We start from the raw sequence: 16,637 nt of genomic DNA, 5'->3' as shown, positions 1-16,637 counted from the left end.
TTATGGGCCTTTCGGACGGGCTGGGTGATCATTATCGAGCAGAAGATGAAATTTCAACGGTCACGGGCGGGCGTCGCCGACCAGAGCGCCAGGGACAGGGTGATCCGGATGGCGGCGCTGACCCAGAGCATCAGGCCGGGCATCGCGACGATCAGGCCGTACACCGGGTCGGCGAAGACGTGCCGGAGCAGGAGCAGGCCGCCGACGAGCAGGATCGTGACCGTGGTCCCCGCGATCAGCGCGGCCCGGCGGACGTCGGCGGAGCGCGGCGCCTTGCCGAGCCGCCGGTAGAGCCGGTCGCAGAGCAGGAACGCCCAGGCCAGGGCGGCGGCGGCCGCGCCGGTCCGGGAGAGGGCGACGCCCCAGGCCGGCAGCGCGTGCCCGTTCGCGGCCAAGGCGCGCTAGAAGCCGCCCGTGGCGCAGACCCCCCAGCGCGACCCAGAGCAGGATCGCCGCGGCGAGCAGGGCGAACAGGAGGCGGTCGCGGACGTACCCGCCCACCGCGCTCCGCCCCGGCCGCGGAGCCGGCGGCCAGGGCGTGCCGGTAGGCGTCGATTCCCAGGCTCTCGCCGAGCGCCCGGCTCACCTGGGCGCGCAGTTCGGGGCTGTGAAAGACCGCGCCGGCGGCGACGGTGAGCAGCAGGGCGAGGACCGGGAAGAGGGTCAGGATGCCGACGTAGGACACCGATCCCGCCAGGGGCTGCATGCCGATGAGGTAGTAGCGGCGGCTGGTCTCGTAGACGCGGTTGATCTGCGCATGGCGCAGCGCGGCGTCCCGCAGCGCCAGCCCCCGGGACCGCCCCGCCGCGGTCATCGCAGAGAGTTTTCCTTCGATTGCACAGGGTTATCTCGGTGGTCGAGCCGAGGCCGACCGCGGACGGCTCCTTTCCTTGCCGTTCGCTGGCTTTGGGCGGCTTGTGCGGTGGACATCCTGCAGTGGAGACCGCTCAGGCGGATGGAGGGGGGCGTTCCATGGCCGCGGCTGAAGCCGACCTCGTGAACACGGCCGCGCAGGCGTGGCTGTACGGATACCCGCTGGTGCTGATGGACCTCAGCCGGGAGGCGATGACCGCCCGGGTGCCGGTCAACCGGTTCGATCACATGCGGGAGTTCCCCGACGACACCTTCACCGACGTGGTGACCCCCAACGCCGACACGCTGTACTCGCAGGCCTGGCTGGACCTCGGCCCCGAGCCGATGGTCCTGTCGGTGCCGGACATGGGGGACCGGTACTGGATGATGCCGGTCCTCAGCGCGTGGACCGACGTGTTCACCGCCCCGGGATCGCGGACGACCGGCCGCGGGGACGCGCACTACGCGATCACCGGTCCCGGCTGGACGGGGACGCTCCCCGACGGGGTCACCGGGCTGCCGTCGCCGACCGCGCTGGCGTGGCTGATCGGCCGGATCGCCACCGCCGGGGCCGAGGACCGCACCGCGGTCCACCGGCTCCAGGACCGGCTGCGCCTCACTCCGCTCTCGGCGTGGACGGGCGACCCGGACACCCGGCCGCCGGAGCCCGCCCCCCGTCCCGGCGCGCCCGCCGCCGCGGCCCCGGCCGACCGGGTGTCCGCGATGGACGGGGCCGGGTTCTTCACCCGCCTCAACCGGCTCATGGCCGCCAACCCGCCGAAACCGGACGACGCGCCCGCGCTGGAACGCTTCGCCGTCCTCGGCGTCACGCCCGGCGGCGACCCGGCGGCCCTGTCCCGGCCCGAGGTGGTCAACGCGGTCCACGCCGCCCCCGAGCAGGGGCAGGCCCTGCTGAGCCAGGGCATCGCCGCGGCCAGGGCCCGCACGGGCTGGACCGTCCACCGCGGGCTCGGCGACTACGGCACCGACTACGGCAAACGCGCGATGGTCGCCCGCCTCGGCCTGGGCGCGAACCTGGACGCCGACGCCATCTACCCCAGCTCCTCCGTCGACGCCGACGGCCGGCCGCTCACGGGGCAGCACGCCTACCTCCTGCGCTTCGAACCCGGCGGGCTCCCGCCGGCCAAGGGCTTCTGGTCGCTGTCGATGTACAACGACAAGCACGCCTTCGCCGCCAACCCCCTCCACCGCTTCGCGATCGGCGACCGCGACGACCTGCGCACCGATCCCGACGGCTCCCTGGCCATCCGCCTCCAGCACGACCGTCCCGCCGGCCCGGCCAACTGGCTGCCCGCGCCGGCCGGGTCCTTCAGCGTCGTCCTGCGCGTCTACTGGCCGGACGCCGCCGCTCTGAACGGCGACTGGCGGCCACCCGCCATCCAGCGCGTCTCCTGACGGAACCGGCGGCCGCGCTCAGCGGGGCGACCAGGTGTACTGGTGCTCGGGGCGGCCGGTCGCGCCGTAGCGGAGCGACACCCCGACCCGGCCCGCCTGGGCGAGGGCGGCCAGGTAGCGCTGCGCGGTGGCGCGCGAGATGCCGACCTCGTCGGCGATCTCGGCGGCCGAGCGGGGCGCCTCCGCCGCGCGCAGCGCGTCGGTGATCAGCCGGGTCGTCACCGGGGACCGGCCCTTCGGGGACGGCGGCTCGGCGTGCAGCGGGGCGTACAGCTCGCGCAGCGCGCCGTCCAGGGCGGCCTGGGCGAGGTCGCCGCCGGTGTCCAGGGCGGCCCGGTAGCGGGCGTAGGCGGTGAGCCGGTCGCCGAGCGCGGCGGCGGTGAACGGCTTGACCAGGTAGTGCAGGGCGCCGTGCCGCAGCGCCGCCCGGACCACGGCGGGGTCGGCCGCGGCCGTCGCCATGATGACGTCGGCGTCCAGCTCGGGGAGCAGCGACACCCCCGAGTCGTCGGGCAGGTAGACGTCCAGCAGGACCAGGTCGGGCCGCAGCTCGGCGGCCAGCGCGCGGGCCTGCGCGGCGGTGTGCGCGAGGCCGGCGACGGCGAAGCCGGGCAGCGCCGCGACGAAGCCCGCGTGGACCTGCGCCACCCGGAAGTCGTCGTCCACGACCAGTACCTCGATCACGGGGCCGCCTCCGCGCCGAGCACCCCGGGCAGCCGGGCGACCACCACGGCCCCGTGGTCGTCGCCGGCGGGCTCGGCGAAGACGACGTCGCCGCGGCGGGCCCGCGCGGTGCGGCGGGCGAGGCCGAGGCCGAGGCCGCGGGGACGGCCCCCGGCGGCGCCGCGGGTGGAGACGCCGTCGTCGAAGACGGTCTCGCGCAGCGCCGCGGGCAGCCCGTCGCCGGAGTCGGTGACGGTGACGTGCAGGTCGCGGCCGTCGCCGAGCAGCTCGACCTCGACCCGGGCGGGGCGGCGGTGCCCGGCCCGCGCCGCCTCGACCGCGTTGTCGACCAGGTTGCCGACGACGGTGGTGACGTCCAGCGGCTCGGCGACGCGGCCCGGCACGTAGCTGCCGGCCCCGATGTCCAGCCGCACGCCCCGCTCGGCGGCGACGGCGGCCTTGGCCGACAGGAACGCCTGCAGGTAGGGGTCGGGGAGCGGGTCGGGCAGGCCGCCGGTCACCGGGATGCGGTCCTCCATCAGCGTGCCGATGTAGGCGGCGGCCTCCTGGTGGTGGCCGAGCTGCAGCAGGCCCGACAGGGTGTGCAGCCGGTTGGCGTACTCGTGCCGCTGCGCCCGCAGCGCGTCGAACAGGGTGCGGACCGAGTCCAGCTCGCGGGCGAGCGTCTCCAGGTCGGTGCGGTCGCGCAGGGTGACGACGGCGCCGAGGTCGCGGCCGTCGCGCCGGACCTCGCGCCGGTTGACGACCAGGACCCGCTCGCCCGCGGTGACGAACAGGTTCGCCGCCTCGCGCCGCCCGGTCAGCACCTCGCGCAGGAACCCGACGGCCAGGTCCGCGGCGGGCGCGCCGCGCTCGGGGGTGACGCCGAGCAGCCGCGCCGCCTCGACGTTGCAGACCGCGATCCGCCCGGCCGGGTCGACCGCGACCACGCCCTCGCCGACGCCGTGCAGCACCGCCTCGCGCTCCTGGACGAGCTCGACCAGCTCGTAGGGCTCCAGGCCGAGCGTCTGGCGCTTCAGCCGGCGGCCGATCGCGGCCGAGGCCAGCACGCCGAGCAGCAGCGCGCCCGCGATGAACAGGCCGAGGTCGCGCAGGGCGTCGCCGAGCTCGCGGTCGATGGCGCGGGCGTCGAACCCGACGCTGACCTCGCCGATGACCTTGGCGCCGGCGTCGTACAGCGGCACCTTCCCGCGCGCCGACAGGCCGAGGGTGCCGCGCTCGAAGCGGACCACCTCGCGGCCCGCCAGCGGCGCGGACGGGTCGGTGCTGACCCGGCGCCCGAGCTCGGCGGGCGTCGGGTGCGAGTAGCGGATGCCGCGCCGGTCGGTCACCACGACGAACAGCGCGCCGGTGCGGACGCGGACCCGCTCGGCCCGGTCCTGCACCAGGTGCCCGGGGTCGCCGGCGGCGAGGGCGGCGGGGATCGCGGGGTCGGCGGCGACGCTGCGCGCGACGGTGAGGGCGCGCCGGCCGTACTGCTCGCGCAGGGTGCCGTCGAGCATCCAGGCGACCAGCCCGTAGCCGAGGCAGGCCACCACGACCACCACGCCCACCTGCAGGAACAGCACCTGGCGGGCGAAGGGCACGTGCGGGCGGACGGGCATGATGCGTGTCACGGTATGCGATGCCCGCGGGACTGCCCACCCCCTCAGTGAGCAGAACGCGCAGAACCCGGGATAACGCGCGCAACGTGGGGTTTTGCGGCTTGCGGGCACATCGCGCGCAAGGGTTACGGTGACCTGCGACACATTCCTACTGTGCCGCCATGTCCCAAGAAGCATCCGCGCAGGCCCCGGTGATCGAACTGGCCGGGGCGACCAAGCGCTTCCGGTCGGCGCGCGGCGGCGTGCACACCGCCGTCCGCGACCTGAACCTGACCGTCGGCCCCGGCGAGTTCGTCGCCGTGGTCGGCCCCACCGGCTGCGGGAAGTCGACCACCCTGTCGCTGGTGTCCGGCCTGGAGCCGCCGTCGGAGGGCCGCGCCCTCGTCCACGGCAGGCCCGTGGACGGCATCCCGGCCGGCGTCGGCTACATGTTCCAGAACGACGCGGTGCTGCCCTGGCGGTCGGTGCTGGACAACGTGGCGACGGGCCCCCGCTACCGCGGCGCGTCCAAGGCCGACGCCCGCGCCAAGGCCCGCGACTGGGTGGAGCGGGTCGGCCTCGGCGGGTTCGAGGGCTACTACCCGCACCAGCTGTCCGGCGGCATGCGCAAGCGCGTCGCCCTCGCCCAGACCCTGGTGAACGAGCCGTCGGTGCTGCTCATGGACGAGCCGTTCTCGGCGCTGGACGTGCAGACGCGCGGGCTCATGCAGGACGAGCTGCTGCGCCTGTGGTCCGGCTCGGGCGCCGCGGTGGTGTTCGTGACGCACGACCTGGAGGAGGCCCTGGTCCTCGCCGACCGGGTCGTGGTCATGACGGCCGGCCCCGCCACGATCAAGTCGACGTTCACGGTGCCGCTGGAGCGGCCGCGCGACGCCGAGGAGGTCCGGCTCACCCCCGAGTTCCTGGCCATCTACCGCGAGGTGTGGGAGTCGCTCCGTGAAGAGGTCCAGATCACCCGTGAGAGGGGTGCCGGCCGTGCAGCGTGAAGCCGATACCGCAGCGCCGAAGACCACCGGGCCGACCGGCGAGCCGGCGAAGACGCGGGCGAAGGGCGCCGACGACGAGGCGGCGATCGCGCGGCTGCGCACCGCCGGGCTGCGCCGCGCCCTCGGCATCAACGGCGTGCGGGCGGTGCTCGTCGTCGCCTGGCTCGGCGCCTGGGAGCTGTCGGCGCGGCACTGGATCGACCCGTTCTACTACTCCATGCCCTCCAAGATCTGGGAGCGGCTGGTCGGCTGGTTCACCGACGGCACCTCGCAGGGCTCGATCTGGGAGCAGATCTCCTACACGCTGCAGGAGGCCGTGGCCGGCTTCGCGCTCGGCGCGGTGGGCGGCGTGGTGCTCGGCATCGTGCTCGGGCGCAGCCGGTTCCTGTCGGAGGTGTGCGCGCCGTTCATCAAGGCCGCCAACGCGATCCCGCGCATCATCCTGGCCTCGCTGTTCGTCATCTGGTTCGGCCTGGGCATGCAGTCCAAGATCGCCACGGCGTTCGTGCTGGTGTTCTTCGCGGTGTTCTTCAACGCCTTCCAGGGCGCCCGCGAGGTCGACCGCAACCTGGTGAACAACGCCCGCATCCTCGGCGCCGGCCGGGTCCAGGTGCTGCGCACGATCGTGGTGCCGAGCGCCACCTCGTGGATCCTGGCCTCGCTGCACTCGGCGTTCGGCTTCGCCATCATCGGCGCGGTCGTCGGCGAGTACAGCGGCGCCGACAAGGGCCTCGGCCTGCTCATCAACCACTCCCAGGGCACGTTCGACTCGGCCGGGATCTACGCCGGGATGATCATCATCACGGTGCTGGCCCTGCTCGCCGAGTGGCTGCTCACGCTGCTGGAGGGCCGGCTGCTGCGCTGGCGTCCCCCGGTGGCCGGCCACGACGCCGCGATCTGACCTTCCCTCTCTCCCCCCACCCCGTTCGTACGAGGAGTACCACCATGCCCGCGATCTCCACCCGCGTGACGGCCGCCGCGCTCGCCGCCGTCGCCGCCCTGTCCCTGTCGGCCTGCCGCGACTCGCGCGGCGGGGACGGCGGCGCCGGCTCCGGCGGCACCGTCAAGATCATGGTCGGCGGCATCGACAAGGTCATCTACCTGCCCGCCAAGCTGACCGAGCAGCTCGGCTACTTCAAGGAGCAGGGCCTGGACGTCCAGCTGCTCACCGAGCCCGCGGGCGCGCAGGCCGAGAACGTGCTGATCTCGGGGGACGTGCAGGGCGTCGTCGGGTTCTACGACCACACCATCGACCTGCAGACCAAGGGCAAGTGCGTGCAGAGCGTCGTGCAGATGGCCGACGTCCCCGGCGAGGCCGAGATGGTCGCCACGGCCAAGGCCGGCGCGCTGGCGTCCCCGGCCGCCTTCAAGGGCCGCAAGCTCGGGGTGACCAGCCCCGGCTCGTCCACCGACTTCCTCACCCGCGCGCTGGCGGTGCGGAGCGGGGTGAAGACCTCCGACTACACCACGGTCAAGGCGGGCGCGGGCGCCACCTTCATCTCCACGCTGGACAACGGCGGCATCGACGCCGGCATGACCACCGACCCGACCATCGCCCGGCTCACCAGCACCGGCAAGGCCAAGGTGCTGGTGGAGATGCGCACCGAGGAGGGCACCCGCAAGGCGCTCGGCGGGCTGTACCCCTCCAGCTCCCTCTACATGGACTGCGCGTACGTGAAGTCGCACGCCGAGACGGTGCAGAAGCTCGCCAACGCGTTCGTCAAGACGCTGGCGTGGATCAAGCAGCACAAGCCGGCCGAGATCGCGGCCAAGATGCCGGCCGACTACGCGGGCGGCGACGCCAAGCTGTACGAGAAGGCCATCGGCGACTCGGCCGGGATGTTCAACGGCACCGGCCTCATGCCCGCCGAGGGCGCCAAGAACGTGCTGGAGGTGCTGGCGCAGTTCTCGCCGAACGTGCAGGGCAAGAAGGACCAGGTCGACCTGTCCAAGACCTACACCACCGAGTTCGTGAGCAAGGCCAAGCAGTAGGGCCGAGCGGCCGTGCCCGGCGGGCGCCCCTCCATCCGGAGGGGCGCCCGCCCGCGTTCAGGCGGAGGGCGGCGCGGGCGGCGCGCCGCGCGGGGCGAGCATGCGGTCGAGCAGGGTGTGCAGGTGGGCGCGGAAGGACTCCACGGCCTCGGGGTCGGCCGACCCGAGGGCGTTCTGGCGCTGAGGGCGGCGGGTGCCGGGATGGACGAGGCCGCCGCTGAGGAAGCCGTAGACGCACCACACCCCCGTCCACACCAGGAAGGGGGCGTCGACGTCGTCGGGGACCAGGCCGGTGAGGGCGTCGGTCACCATCGCCGACAGCGGCTGGGTGTAGAGCTCCTCCATGTTGGGCACGTCGGCGGCGTCCCCGAGCCAGCGGTGCATCCACAGCGCCAGGTAGAGGGGGTGGGCGACGTAGAAGTCCAGGTAGGCGTCGGCGAGCATGAGGATGCCCTGCCGGTCATGGGTGAAGGAGGCCATCGCGGTCTCGATGGCCTGCTGTTCGGCCTGGTCGGCGCGGTGCATCACCTCCCGGTACAGCTGGGACTTGGACCCGAAGCGCTCCAGCAGGCCGGTGGTGCTGGTTCCGGCGGCGTCGGCGATCAGCTGCGTGGGGGTCGCGTCGTAGCCGAGCTCGGCGAAAATCCGGGTCGCCGTCTCGAGCAGCCGCTCCACCTCTGGATCAGTCACATGACCACTTTAGGTGACGCGGCGTGCCCGGACGGCTACCCGGCGGAACGTTTCGCCCGTCAGGCGGCGAAGGCCGCGGCGAGGACGTCCAGGCCCTCGTTCAGCAGCTCCTCGGAGATGACCAGCGGCGGCAGGAAGCGCAGCACGTTGCCGTAGGTCCCGGCGGTGAGCACCAGCAGGCCGGCCGCGTGGCAGCGGCGCGCGATCTCGGCGGTCAGCTCGGGGTTCGGCTCGGTGGTCCCCGGGCGCACCAGCTCGATCGCGATCATCGCGCCGCGGCCGCGCACGTCGCCGATGGCGTTGTGCTCCCCGGCCAGCTTCCGCAGCCGGGGCAGCATGATCTCGCCGATGCGGCGGGCGCGCGCGGTGAGGTCCAGGCGCTCGATCTCCTCCAGGACGGCCAGCGCCGCCTGGCAGGCGAGCGGGTTGCCGCCGTAGGTGCCGCCGAGGCCGCCGCCGTGCACCTTGTCCAGGACGTCGGCGCGGCCGGTGACCGCGGCGAGCGGCAGGCCGCCCGCGATGCCCTTGGCCGTGGTGATGAGGTCGGGGACGACGCCCTCGTGCTCGCAGGCGAACAGGTCGCCGGTGCGCGCGAACCCCGTCTGCACCTCGTCGGCGATCAGCAGGATGCCGTTGGCCTTGCAGAACCCGGCGATCGCCGGGAGGAAGCCGGGCGCGGGCTCGATGAACCCGCCCTCGCCCGCGATCGGCTCGATGATCACGGCGGCGACGTTGGCGGCGCCGATCTGCTTGGTGATCTGGTCGACGGCGAGCGCCGCCGCCTCGGGGCCGCAGTTCTCCGGCCCCGTCGGCCACCGGTAGGGGTAGGCCAGCGGCATCCGGTACACCTCGGGCGCGAACGGCCCGAACCCCTGCTTGTAGGGCAGGTTCTTGGCGGTCAGCGTCATCGTCAGCAGCGTCCGGCCGTGGTAGCCGTGGTCGAACGCCACGACGGCCTGCCGGCCCGTCGCGTACCGGGCCACCTTGACGGCGTTCTCCACCGCCTCGGCGCCGCTGTTGACGAGGAACGTCCGCTTCTCGTGGTCGCCGGGGGTGATCCGGTTGAGGGCCTCGCAGACCTGCACGTACGACTCGTAGGGCGCGACCATGAAGCAGGTGTGGGTGAACCGGTCCACCTGCTCCTTCACCCGCTCGGCGACGCGGGCGTTGGCGTTGCCGACGTTGGTGACGGCGATGCCCGAGCCGAAGTCGATCAGGGAGTTGCCGTCCACGTCGACGACCACGCCGCCGTCGGCGTCGGTCACATAGACCGGCAGCACGCTCCCGACGCCCGGCGGCACCGCCGCGGCCCGGCGCTCCTGCAGCGTGCGGGACCGCGGCCCCGGGATCTCGGTGAGCAGCCGGCGCTGCTGCGGCAGGCGGCCGGCGCCGCCGGTGTTCTGGCTGGTCATGTGCGCGACCCTAAGCCGGGCAGCGCCTAGGCTGAACCGTACGGTCCGGCGAAAGCCGGCCATCGCACTGTCCAGGAAGGCGAAGATGCCCCCCACTCTCGCGGACGTCGCCGCCCAGCGGCGGCTCGGCCTGCGCCCGCTGACCGGACCGCTGCCGGACACGCCGGTGACGTGGGTGGCGGTCAGCGAGCTGGAGGACCCGACGCCGTTCCTGGAGGGCGGCGAGCTGGTCCTCACCACCGGGATGCGCCTCACCGGCGGCACCGCCGCGTCCTACGTCGCCCGGCTGGTGGAGCGGCGGGCGGCCGGCCTCGGGTTCGGCGTCGGCCTCACCCACGACGCCGTCCCGGCGGAGCTGCTCGCCGCGGCCCGCGGGCACGGCCTGCCGCTGCTGGAGGTGCCGCGCCCGACGCCGTTCATCGCGGTCGGCAAGGCGGTCTCCCAGCTGCTCGCGGCCGAGCGCTACGAGGACGTCACCCGCGCCCACCAGGCGCAGCGCGAGCTGTCGCGGGCCGCGCTCGCCGGGCCCGGCCCGCTGGTCGCGCGGCTGGCCCGGCTGCTCGGCGGGTGGGCGCTGCTGCTCGACGCCGCCGGCGCGCCCGTGCACGGCGAGCCGGGGGAGGCCGGCGGGCGCGCGGCGGCGCTCGCGCCGGAGCTCGGCCGGCTGCGGCGCGACCCGCGGGCGCCGGCGAGCGTCGCGGTGTCGGGGGCGGACGGCCACGTCGTGGTGCAGCGCATCGGGCTCGGCGGGCGGCCGCGCGGGTTCCTGGCCGTCGGCACCGGCGCGCCGCTGCCGCACGTCGCCCACACCATCGTCGGCGCGGCCGTCGCGCTGCTGACGCTGCAGTCCGAGACGTCCCGGAGCGGCCGGGAAATGGGCGAGGCGCTCGCCGCGCTGCTCCTCGGCCTGCAGCCGGAGGGCGGAGTGATACCGCGCGGCCGGTTGCGCGTGCTGGTCTGCGCGAACGCCGAGGACGCCTTGGACCTGCTGTACGCCGACCCGGCCGGCGACCGGTGCCTCGCCGTCGTGGCGTCGGGGCACTGCGCCGTCATCGTCCCCGAGCGGCTGCTCGGCCAGGTGACCGCGCTTCTCGCGCCGGCCGGTCCGGTGGGAGTCAGCGACCCGGTCGACGACGGCGCCCTGCCCTCCGCTCTAGAGCAGGCCGAGGCGGCGCTCGCCGCGGCGCGCCGCCAGGGGACAGGGGGTGTGCTGCATCACGCCGACCTGCCCGGACAGGGCCTGCTCGGGCTCGTCGACCCCGGCGCCGCGCGCGCTTTCGCCGACGCTCTGCTGGCCCCGCTGCGTGCCGAAGACCCGGCGCTGATCGACTCCCTACGCGCTTACGTGCAGGTCAACGGGCAGGGCGAGACCGCAGCGCGCGCGCTCGGCGTGCACCGGCACACGCTGCGCGCCCGGATGCGCAAGGCCACCGAGCTCCTCGGCCGCGACCTGGACGACCCGGCGGTCCGCGCGGAGCTGTGGATCGCGCTGGCCGTCACGGCCAATCACGACGACCGAAATGGACAGACCGGAGGATTCTGAACCACCCCGGGGGGACTAGCGTCATCCGCATGGACGTGACTTCCTTCTGGCTGGCCGGTCGGCCGGCGACTGGCGATGAGACCTTCAGCGTGACCAACCCCTACGACGGCCGGGTCGTCGGCGAGGTGGCGGTCCCGACCGAGGCGCAGGTGGAGGAGGCGGTCGCGGCCGCGGACGCGGTGCGCGCGCAGGCGGCGGCGCTGCCGGTGCACGTGCGGGCCGAGGCGCTCGCGCACGTGTCGCGGCGGCTGGCCGAGCGGTCCGAGGAGATCGCCCGGCTGATCACCGCCGAGAACGGCAAGCCGCTGCTGTGGGCGCGCGCCGAGGTGAACCGGGCGGTGTCGGTGTTCCGGTTCGCGGCCGAGGAGGCCCGCCGCTGGTCGCCCACCACCCAGCGGCTGGACACCGACCCCGGCGGCGCCGGCCGGCTCGCCTATGTGTCGCGGGTGCCCAAGGGGCCGGTGCTCGGCATCGCGCCGTTCAACTTCCCGCTGAACCTGACCGCGCACAAGGTCGCCCCCGCCATCGCGGTCGGCGCCCCGATCGTGGTCAAGCCCGCCCCCGCGACGCCGCTGTCGGCGCTGGTGCTCGGCGAGATCCTGGCCGAGACCGACCTGCCGGCCGGGATGGTGTCGGTGCTGCCGGTGCCGAACGACCGCGCCCCCGCGCTGGTGGACGACCCGCGGCTGCCGGTGGTGTCGTTCACCGGCTCGGTGCCGGTGGGCTGGGCGATCCGGGAGCGGGCGCCGCGCAAGCACGTCACGCTGGAGCTCGGCGGCAACGCCGCCGCGGTCGTGCTGGCCGACGCCGACCTGGACTGGGCCGCCACCCGGATCGGGCTGTTCTCCAACTACCAGGCCGGCCAGAGCTGCATCGCGGTCCAGCGCGTCTACGTCGACCGCGGCGTGTACGAGGCGTTCGTGCCCAAGCTGGTGGAGGCGGTGGGCTCCCTGGTCACCGGCGACCCGTGGGACGGCGCCACCCAGGTCGGGCCGCTGGTCAGCACCGACGCCGCCGAGCGGGTGGAGTCCTGGGTGAACGAGGCCGTCGCGGCCGGCGCGAAGGTGCTGACCGGCGGCACCCGCGACGGCGCCGTCTACGCCCCGACCGTCCTCGCCGACGTGCCCGCGGACGCCAAGGTGCTGCGCGAGGAGGTCTTCGGGCCCGTCCTGGTCGTCCAGCCGGTCGACGGCGTGGACGAGGCGTTCGCCCAGGTCAACGACTCGTCGTTCGGGCTGCAGGCCGGCGTGTTCACCCGCAGCCTCGACGTGGCGTTCCGGGCGCACCGCGAGCTGAACGTCGGCGGCGTCATCATCGGCGACGTCCCGTCCTACCGCGCCGACCAGATGCCCTACGGCGGCGTCAAGGACTCGGGCGTCGGCCGCGAGGGGCTGCACTCGGCCATGTCCGACTACACCGAGGAGAAGGTCATGGTCCTCACCGGCATCGACCTCTGAGCGGGGAGGGCGGCGGCCGCGGCCGCCGCCCGTTTCCTGATGATCAAGCCGGGGTATGCCCGCCACTGTCCCATGACCCAGAGTGACCGGACGGTGGCGCACGCGTATGGCTCACGACGCCGGCGGCGGCCGGGCCGCCTACCCGCCCCTGGCCTACTACGCCAAGGTCACGCTGGTGGTCCTCGCCGTGCTCGCCGGCGTGGCCCTGTTCTGGACGGCCCGCTCGGTGTGGGTCGCGGTGTTCATGGGCCTGTTCCTCGCGGTCGGCCTCGACCCGATGGTCCGGCGGATCCAGCGGGTGGTCCCGCGCCGCGGCCTGGCCGTGCTCGTCCTGCTCCTCGCGCTGCTGGTCGTCATCGGCGCGCTCCTGTACATCGTGCTGCGCCCGGCGGTCGCCGAGCTGACCCAGCTCGCCAACGCGCTGCCCGGCCTGGTCGACCGGCTGACCTCGCCGAAGGACCCGGTCGGCTCGTACCTGAACCGGCCCGAGGTGCGCGACTCGGTGCAGAAGTTCCTGAAGAGGCTGCCGGCGCTGGTCACCGGATCGGCCAAACCGGTGCTCGGCGCGGTCGGCTCGGCGCTGTCGGGGCTGGTCACCGTCGGCGCGTCCCTGGTGCTGATGATCTACTTCATGCTCGCCTGGCCGCGCATGGTGAAGCACGCCGAGCGGCTGCTGCGCGACCGGGAGCGGGTGGAGGTCGCGCACGAGTCGCTGGGGAAGATCGGCGGCTACGTCACCGGGCAGCTGTGCGTGTCGGTGCTCGCCGGGGTGTCCGCCTACGCCTTCCTCAAGATCGCCGGGGTGCCGTACCCGTCGCTGCTGGCCGTCGTCGTCGGCGTCTGCGACTTCATCCCGCAGGTCGGCGCGACGATCGGCGCGGTCATCGGCATCCTGGTCGCGCTCAGCGAGTCGATCGGGCTGGCCGTCGCCGCCGCGGTGTTCTTCTTCGTCTACCAGCACGTGGAGAACTACCTGATCGTGCCGCGCGTCTTCTCCAAGACCGTCGCGCTGTCGCCGGTGACCGTCTTCATCAGCGCCCTGGTCGGGGTGACGGTGGCGGGCTTCATCGGCGCGGTCGTCGCGCTGCCGTGCGTCGCGGCCGTCAAGGTCGTGCTGCGCTACGTGTTCCGGGACCGGCTGGCCGCGCTGGACGCCGCCTGACCGGAAGGCTCGGAAATGTGCTCTCCTTGGGGTCATGTACGACGCCGTCATCGCCGGGGGCGGGCACAACGGGCTGGTCGCCGCGGCGTACCTGGCCCGGGCCGGCCGCCGCGTCCTGGTCCTGGAGCGCCTCGGCCACCTCGGCGGGCTGGCCGTCTCGGCGCGGCCGTTCCCCGGGGTGGACGCCCGGATCTCCCGCTACTCCTACCTGGTGAGCCTGCTGCCGACGCGGATCGTGCGCGAGCTCGGGCTGCCGTTGGAGCTGCGGCGCCGCCGGTTCGCCTCCTACACGCCCGCCGGTGGCACCGGCCTACTGGTCGACGGTGCCGACGCGGCGAGGACGGCCGCGTCGTTCCGCGCCGTCACCGGCGGCGACGCCGACTTCGCCGCGTGGCAGCGCTTTTACGGGCTGACCGGGCAGGTCGCGCGGCGGCTCGCGGCGACGCTGCTGGAGCCGCTGCGCGACGCGTCAGGGCTGCGCGCGCTGGTCGGCGCCGAGGCGTGGCGCGAGCTGTTCGAGCGGCCGGTCGGCGAGGTGGTGGACGAGCGGTTCGCCGACGACCGGGTGCGCGGTATCGTCCTCACCGACGCGCTGATCGGCACCTTCGCCGACCCGTGGGACCGCACGCTGCCGGCCAATCGGTGCCTGCTCTACCACGTCGTAGGGGACGGGACCGGCGACTGGAACGTGCCGGTCGGCGGCATGGGCGCGGTGACGCGGGCGCTCGCCGCCGCGGCCCGCGCGGCCGGGGCGGAGCTGCGCACCGGGGCGGAGGTCGTGGCGATCGACCAGGCCGGCGAGGTGACCTTCCGGGACGCGGCCGGCGAGCACGCCGTGAGCGCCGGGCGGATCCTGGTCAACCTGCCGCCCGCGACGCTGTCGCGGCTCCTCGGCGAGTCCCCGGGCACCGCGCCCGAGGGCGCACAGCTGAAGGTGAACATGGTGCTGTCGCGGCTGCCCCGGCTGCGCGACGCGGCCGTCCGCCCGCAGGAGGCGTTCGGCGGCACCTTCCACATCAACGAAAGCCGCGAGCAGCTCGTGGCGGCCTACGCCGAGGCCGGCGCCGGACGCATCCCGACCCTGCCGCCGGCCGAGGTGTACTGCCACTCGCTGACGGACCCGTCGATCCTCGGCTCGGAGCTGCGCGGGGCCGGCGCGCACACGCTGACGTTGTTCGGCCTGCACATGCCCGCGCGCCTTTTCCGGGCCGACCCGGAGCGCGCGCGGGCTGAAGCCTTGCGCGCGACCTTGGCCTCCTTCAATTCCGTACTGGCGGAACCGATCGAAGACTGCCTCCTGCGCACTCCGGACGGCGAACCCTGCCTGGAAGTGAAAACCCCCGTCGACCTGGAGGAGGAGGCGGCCCTCCCCGGCGGCCACATCTTCCACCGCGACCTGTCCTGGCCGTATGCCGAGGAACCCGCCGACGTAGGCCGCTGGGGCGTCGAGACGGAACACCCGCGCATCCTGCTCTGCGGTGCCGGCGCCCGCCGGGGCGGCGGCGTCAGCGGCATCCCCGGCCACAACGCCGCCCGCGCGGTGCTCGATGACCGGGGGCTCAGTCGCCGGGGGTGAGGACCAGGCTGGCGTTGTGGCCGCCGAAGCCGAACGAGTTGGACAGGACGGGCGCCGTCTCGATGCGGCGGGGCTCGCCGTGCACGACGTCGATGGGGGAGCCGCCGGTGTAGTTGGCGGTCGGCGGGACCAGGCCGTCGCGGGCGCTGCGCAGCGCGACGATCGCCTCGACCGCGCCGCCCGCCGCGAGGATGTGGCCGGTGACGCCCTTGGTCGCGGTGACCGGGGGCGTGCCGCCGGGGAAGCAGCGGGCGAGCGCGAGGGCCTCGGCGCGGTCGTTGAACTGCGTCGCGGTGGCGTGCGCGTTGACGTGCCCGATCTCCTCGGGCGCCAGGCCCGCGTCGGCGAGCGCGGCCCGCATCGTCTCGGCCGCGACCTCGCCGTCCTCCAGCGGCTTGACGATGTGCCCGGCGTCGGCGGCGGTGGCGTAACCGCTGACCTCGCCGTAGACCCGCGCGCCCCGGGCCCGCGCGTCGTCCAGCCGCTCCAGGACGAGGAAGGCCGCCGCCTCGCCCAGCACGAACCCGTCCCGGTCCCGGTCGAAGGGCCGGCTCGCCAGCTCCGGCGCCTCGCCGCGGCGCGACAGCGCGCCGATGGCCGCGAAGGCCGAGATCGCGAACGGGGTGAGCATCGAGTCCATCGCCCCGGCCACGGCGCGGTCGATCCGGCCGTACCGGATCGCCATCATGGCCTCGCCGATCGCGACGGCGCCGCTCGCGCAGGCCGTCGCGAACGTCAGGGCCGGGCCGCGCAGGCCGTGCCGGATCGAGATGCGGGCCGCGGTCGCGTTCGGCATCGTCATCGGCACGGTCGCGACCGGGATCCTGGCGAGCGGCAGCGCGCCGTAGGAGGCGTTCAGGGCCGTGTGCGCGCCGCCGGTGCCGACGTAGACGCCGCACCGGTCGGCGCCGTGGGGCAGGCCCGCGTCGGCGAAGGCGTCCGCGGCGGCGGCGACCGCCAGCTGCGTGGGCCGGTCCAGATGCCGCTGCCGGTGCCGGGGGAAGTAGCCGTCGGGATCGAAGTCGACGGGGCAGCCGAAGGTCACCTTCAGGCCCGCGTCCAGCAGCCCGGGCAGGTGCCGGGCCATGGACCGGCCGGCCAGGACGGTGGCGCAGGCGTCGTCGGCGGTGTTGCCGGCGGGACTCTTGATCCCGGCCCCGGTGATGGCGACTCGGTGCAACGGACCGCTCCTCATGAGACAGGCGCCCGGCCGAGCCCCCGAGGACGCGGGGACGAACGTAGCAGGAGGGGCGCCGGGTATTG

At 74.4% G+C, this 16,637-nt stretch carries 14 protein-coding genes; 8 read left to right on the top strand and 6 right to left on the bottom strand.

Annotation, left to right across the window (positions count from 1 at the left end):
* Positions 1-53: 53 nt before the first annotated feature.
* The gene (locus ACRB68_RS10625; protein WP_153531907.1) at positions 54-395 is read right to left on the bottom strand and encodes a hypothetical protein; all 342 of its coding nucleotides are present in this window, start codon (positions 393-395) and stop codon (positions 54-56) included.
* 577 nt (positions 396-972) lie between these two features.
* On the opposite strand from ACRB68_RS10625, the gene ACRB68_RS10620 reads away from it, so the two are divergent.
* Positions 973-2,268, top strand: coding sequence for a DUF1254 domain-containing protein (locus tag ACRB68_RS10620; protein ID WP_153531906.1), 1,296 nt, complete (start codon positions 973-975; stop codon positions 2,266-2,268).
* Between the two features lie 18 nt (positions 2,269-2,286).
* Here the strand turns inward: ACRB68_RS10620 and ACRB68_RS10615 are convergent, their stop codons facing one another.
* Both ACRB68_RS10615 and ACRB68_RS10610 read right to left on the bottom strand, forming a co-directional pair.
* Positions 2,287-2,952: a response regulator gene (locus ACRB68_RS10615; RefSeq protein WP_328594010.1), complete on the bottom strand. Its 666-nt coding sequence runs from the start codon at positions 2,950-2,952 to the stop codon at positions 2,287-2,289.
* Complete coding sequence (locus ACRB68_RS10610) at positions 2,949-4,556, bottom strand: sensor histidine kinase (RefSeq protein WP_153531905.1); 1,608 nt, start codon at positions 4,554-4,556, stop codon at positions 2,949-2,951. The genes ACRB68_RS10615 and ACRB68_RS10610 overlap by 4 nt, the downstream gene beginning before the upstream one ends.
* 161 nt (positions 4,557-4,717) lie before the next feature.
* On the opposite strand from ACRB68_RS10610, the gene ACRB68_RS10605 reads away from it, so the two are divergent.
* Genes ACRB68_RS10605 through ACRB68_RS10595 form a run of 3 tightly spaced genes read left to right on the top strand, consistent with a single transcriptional unit; the run spans position 4,718 to position 7,534 of the window.
* Positions 4,718-5,542 carry an ABC transporter ATP-binding protein gene (locus ACRB68_RS10605; RefSeq protein WP_153531904.1) on the top strand — a complete coding sequence of 275 codons (825 nt, stop codon included), beginning with the start codon at positions 4,718-4,720 and terminating at the stop codon, positions 5,540-5,542.
* Positions 5,532-6,443, top strand: coding sequence for an ABC transporter permease (locus ACRB68_RS10600; RefSeq protein ID WP_328594009.1), 912 nt, complete (start codon positions 5,532-5,534; stop codon positions 6,441-6,443). Before ACRB68_RS10605 ends, ACRB68_RS10600 begins: the two co-directional genes overlap by 11 nt.
* A 44-nt stretch (positions 6,444-6,487) precedes the next feature.
* Positions 6,488-7,534, top strand: a complete 1,047-nt coding sequence (locus ACRB68_RS10595; RefSeq protein WP_153531903.1) for an ABC transporter substrate-binding protein — start codon at positions 6,488-6,490, stop codon at positions 7,532-7,534.
* A 57-nt stretch (positions 7,535-7,591) separates the two neighbouring features.
* Here ACRB68_RS10595 and ACRB68_RS10590 read toward each other — a convergent pair whose 3' ends face one another.
* Positions 7,592-8,224 (bottom strand): TetR/AcrR family transcriptional regulator, encoded by a 633-nt coding sequence (locus ACRB68_RS10590; protein ID WP_328594008.1) that lies wholly within the window; start codon positions 8,222-8,224, stop codon positions 7,592-7,594.
* Positions 8,225-8,283: 59 nt separating this feature from the next.
* Positions 8,284-9,636, bottom strand: a complete 1,353-nt coding sequence (gabT, locus tag ACRB68_RS10585; protein WP_153531902.1) for a 4-aminobutyrate--2-oxoglutarate transaminase — start codon at positions 9,634-9,636, stop codon at positions 8,284-8,286.
* Positions 9,637-9,721: 85 nt separating this feature from the next.
* Between gabT and ACRB68_RS10580 the strand changes: the two genes are divergently transcribed.
* The 4 genes from ACRB68_RS10580 to ACRB68_RS10565 all read left to right on the top strand — a co-directional run bounded on the left by ACRB68_RS10580 (position 9,722) and on the right by ACRB68_RS10565 (position 15,374).
* A complete protein-coding gene (locus tag ACRB68_RS10580; protein WP_153531901.1) occupies positions 9,722-11,179 on the top strand; it encodes a PucR family transcriptional regulator in 1,458 nt (485 codons plus the stop codon).
* A 29-nt stretch (positions 11,180-11,208) separates the two neighbouring features.
* Positions 11,209-12,636 (top strand): aldehyde dehydrogenase family protein, encoded by a 1,428-nt coding sequence (locus ACRB68_RS10575; protein ID WP_153531900.1) that lies wholly within the window; start codon positions 11,209-11,211, stop codon positions 12,634-12,636.
* A gap of 106 nt (positions 12,637-12,742) precedes the next feature.
* Positions 12,743-13,798 carry an AI-2E family transporter gene (locus ACRB68_RS10570; RefSeq protein WP_153531899.1) on the top strand — a complete coding sequence of 352 codons (1,056 nt, stop codon included), beginning with the start codon at positions 12,743-12,745 and terminating at the stop codon, positions 13,796-13,798.
* A gap of 34 nt (positions 13,799-13,832) precedes the next feature.
* Positions 13,833-15,374: a phytoene desaturase family protein gene (locus ACRB68_RS10565; RefSeq protein WP_153531898.1), complete on the top strand. Its 1,542-nt coding sequence runs from the start codon at positions 13,833-13,835 to the stop codon at positions 15,372-15,374.
* Here ACRB68_RS10565 and ACRB68_RS10560 read toward each other — a convergent pair.
* Positions 15,358-16,554: a beta-ketoacyl-[acyl-carrier-protein] synthase family protein gene (locus ACRB68_RS10560; RefSeq protein ID WP_207709624.1), complete on the bottom strand. Its 1,197-nt coding sequence runs from the start codon at positions 16,552-16,554 to the stop codon at positions 15,358-15,360. The two genes, ACRB68_RS10565 and ACRB68_RS10560, sit on opposite strands and share 17 nt — an antisense overlap.
* Between the last annotated feature and the right edge of the window lie 83 nt (positions 16,555-16,637).

The organism is Actinomadura macrotermitis, from assembly GCF_009604375.1.
GTDB classification, from domain to species: domain Bacteria; phylum Actinomycetota; class Actinomycetes; order Streptosporangiales; family Streptosporangiaceae; genus Spirillospora; species Spirillospora macrotermitis.
This window is presented reverse-complemented; position numbering and strand designations above follow the sequence as displayed.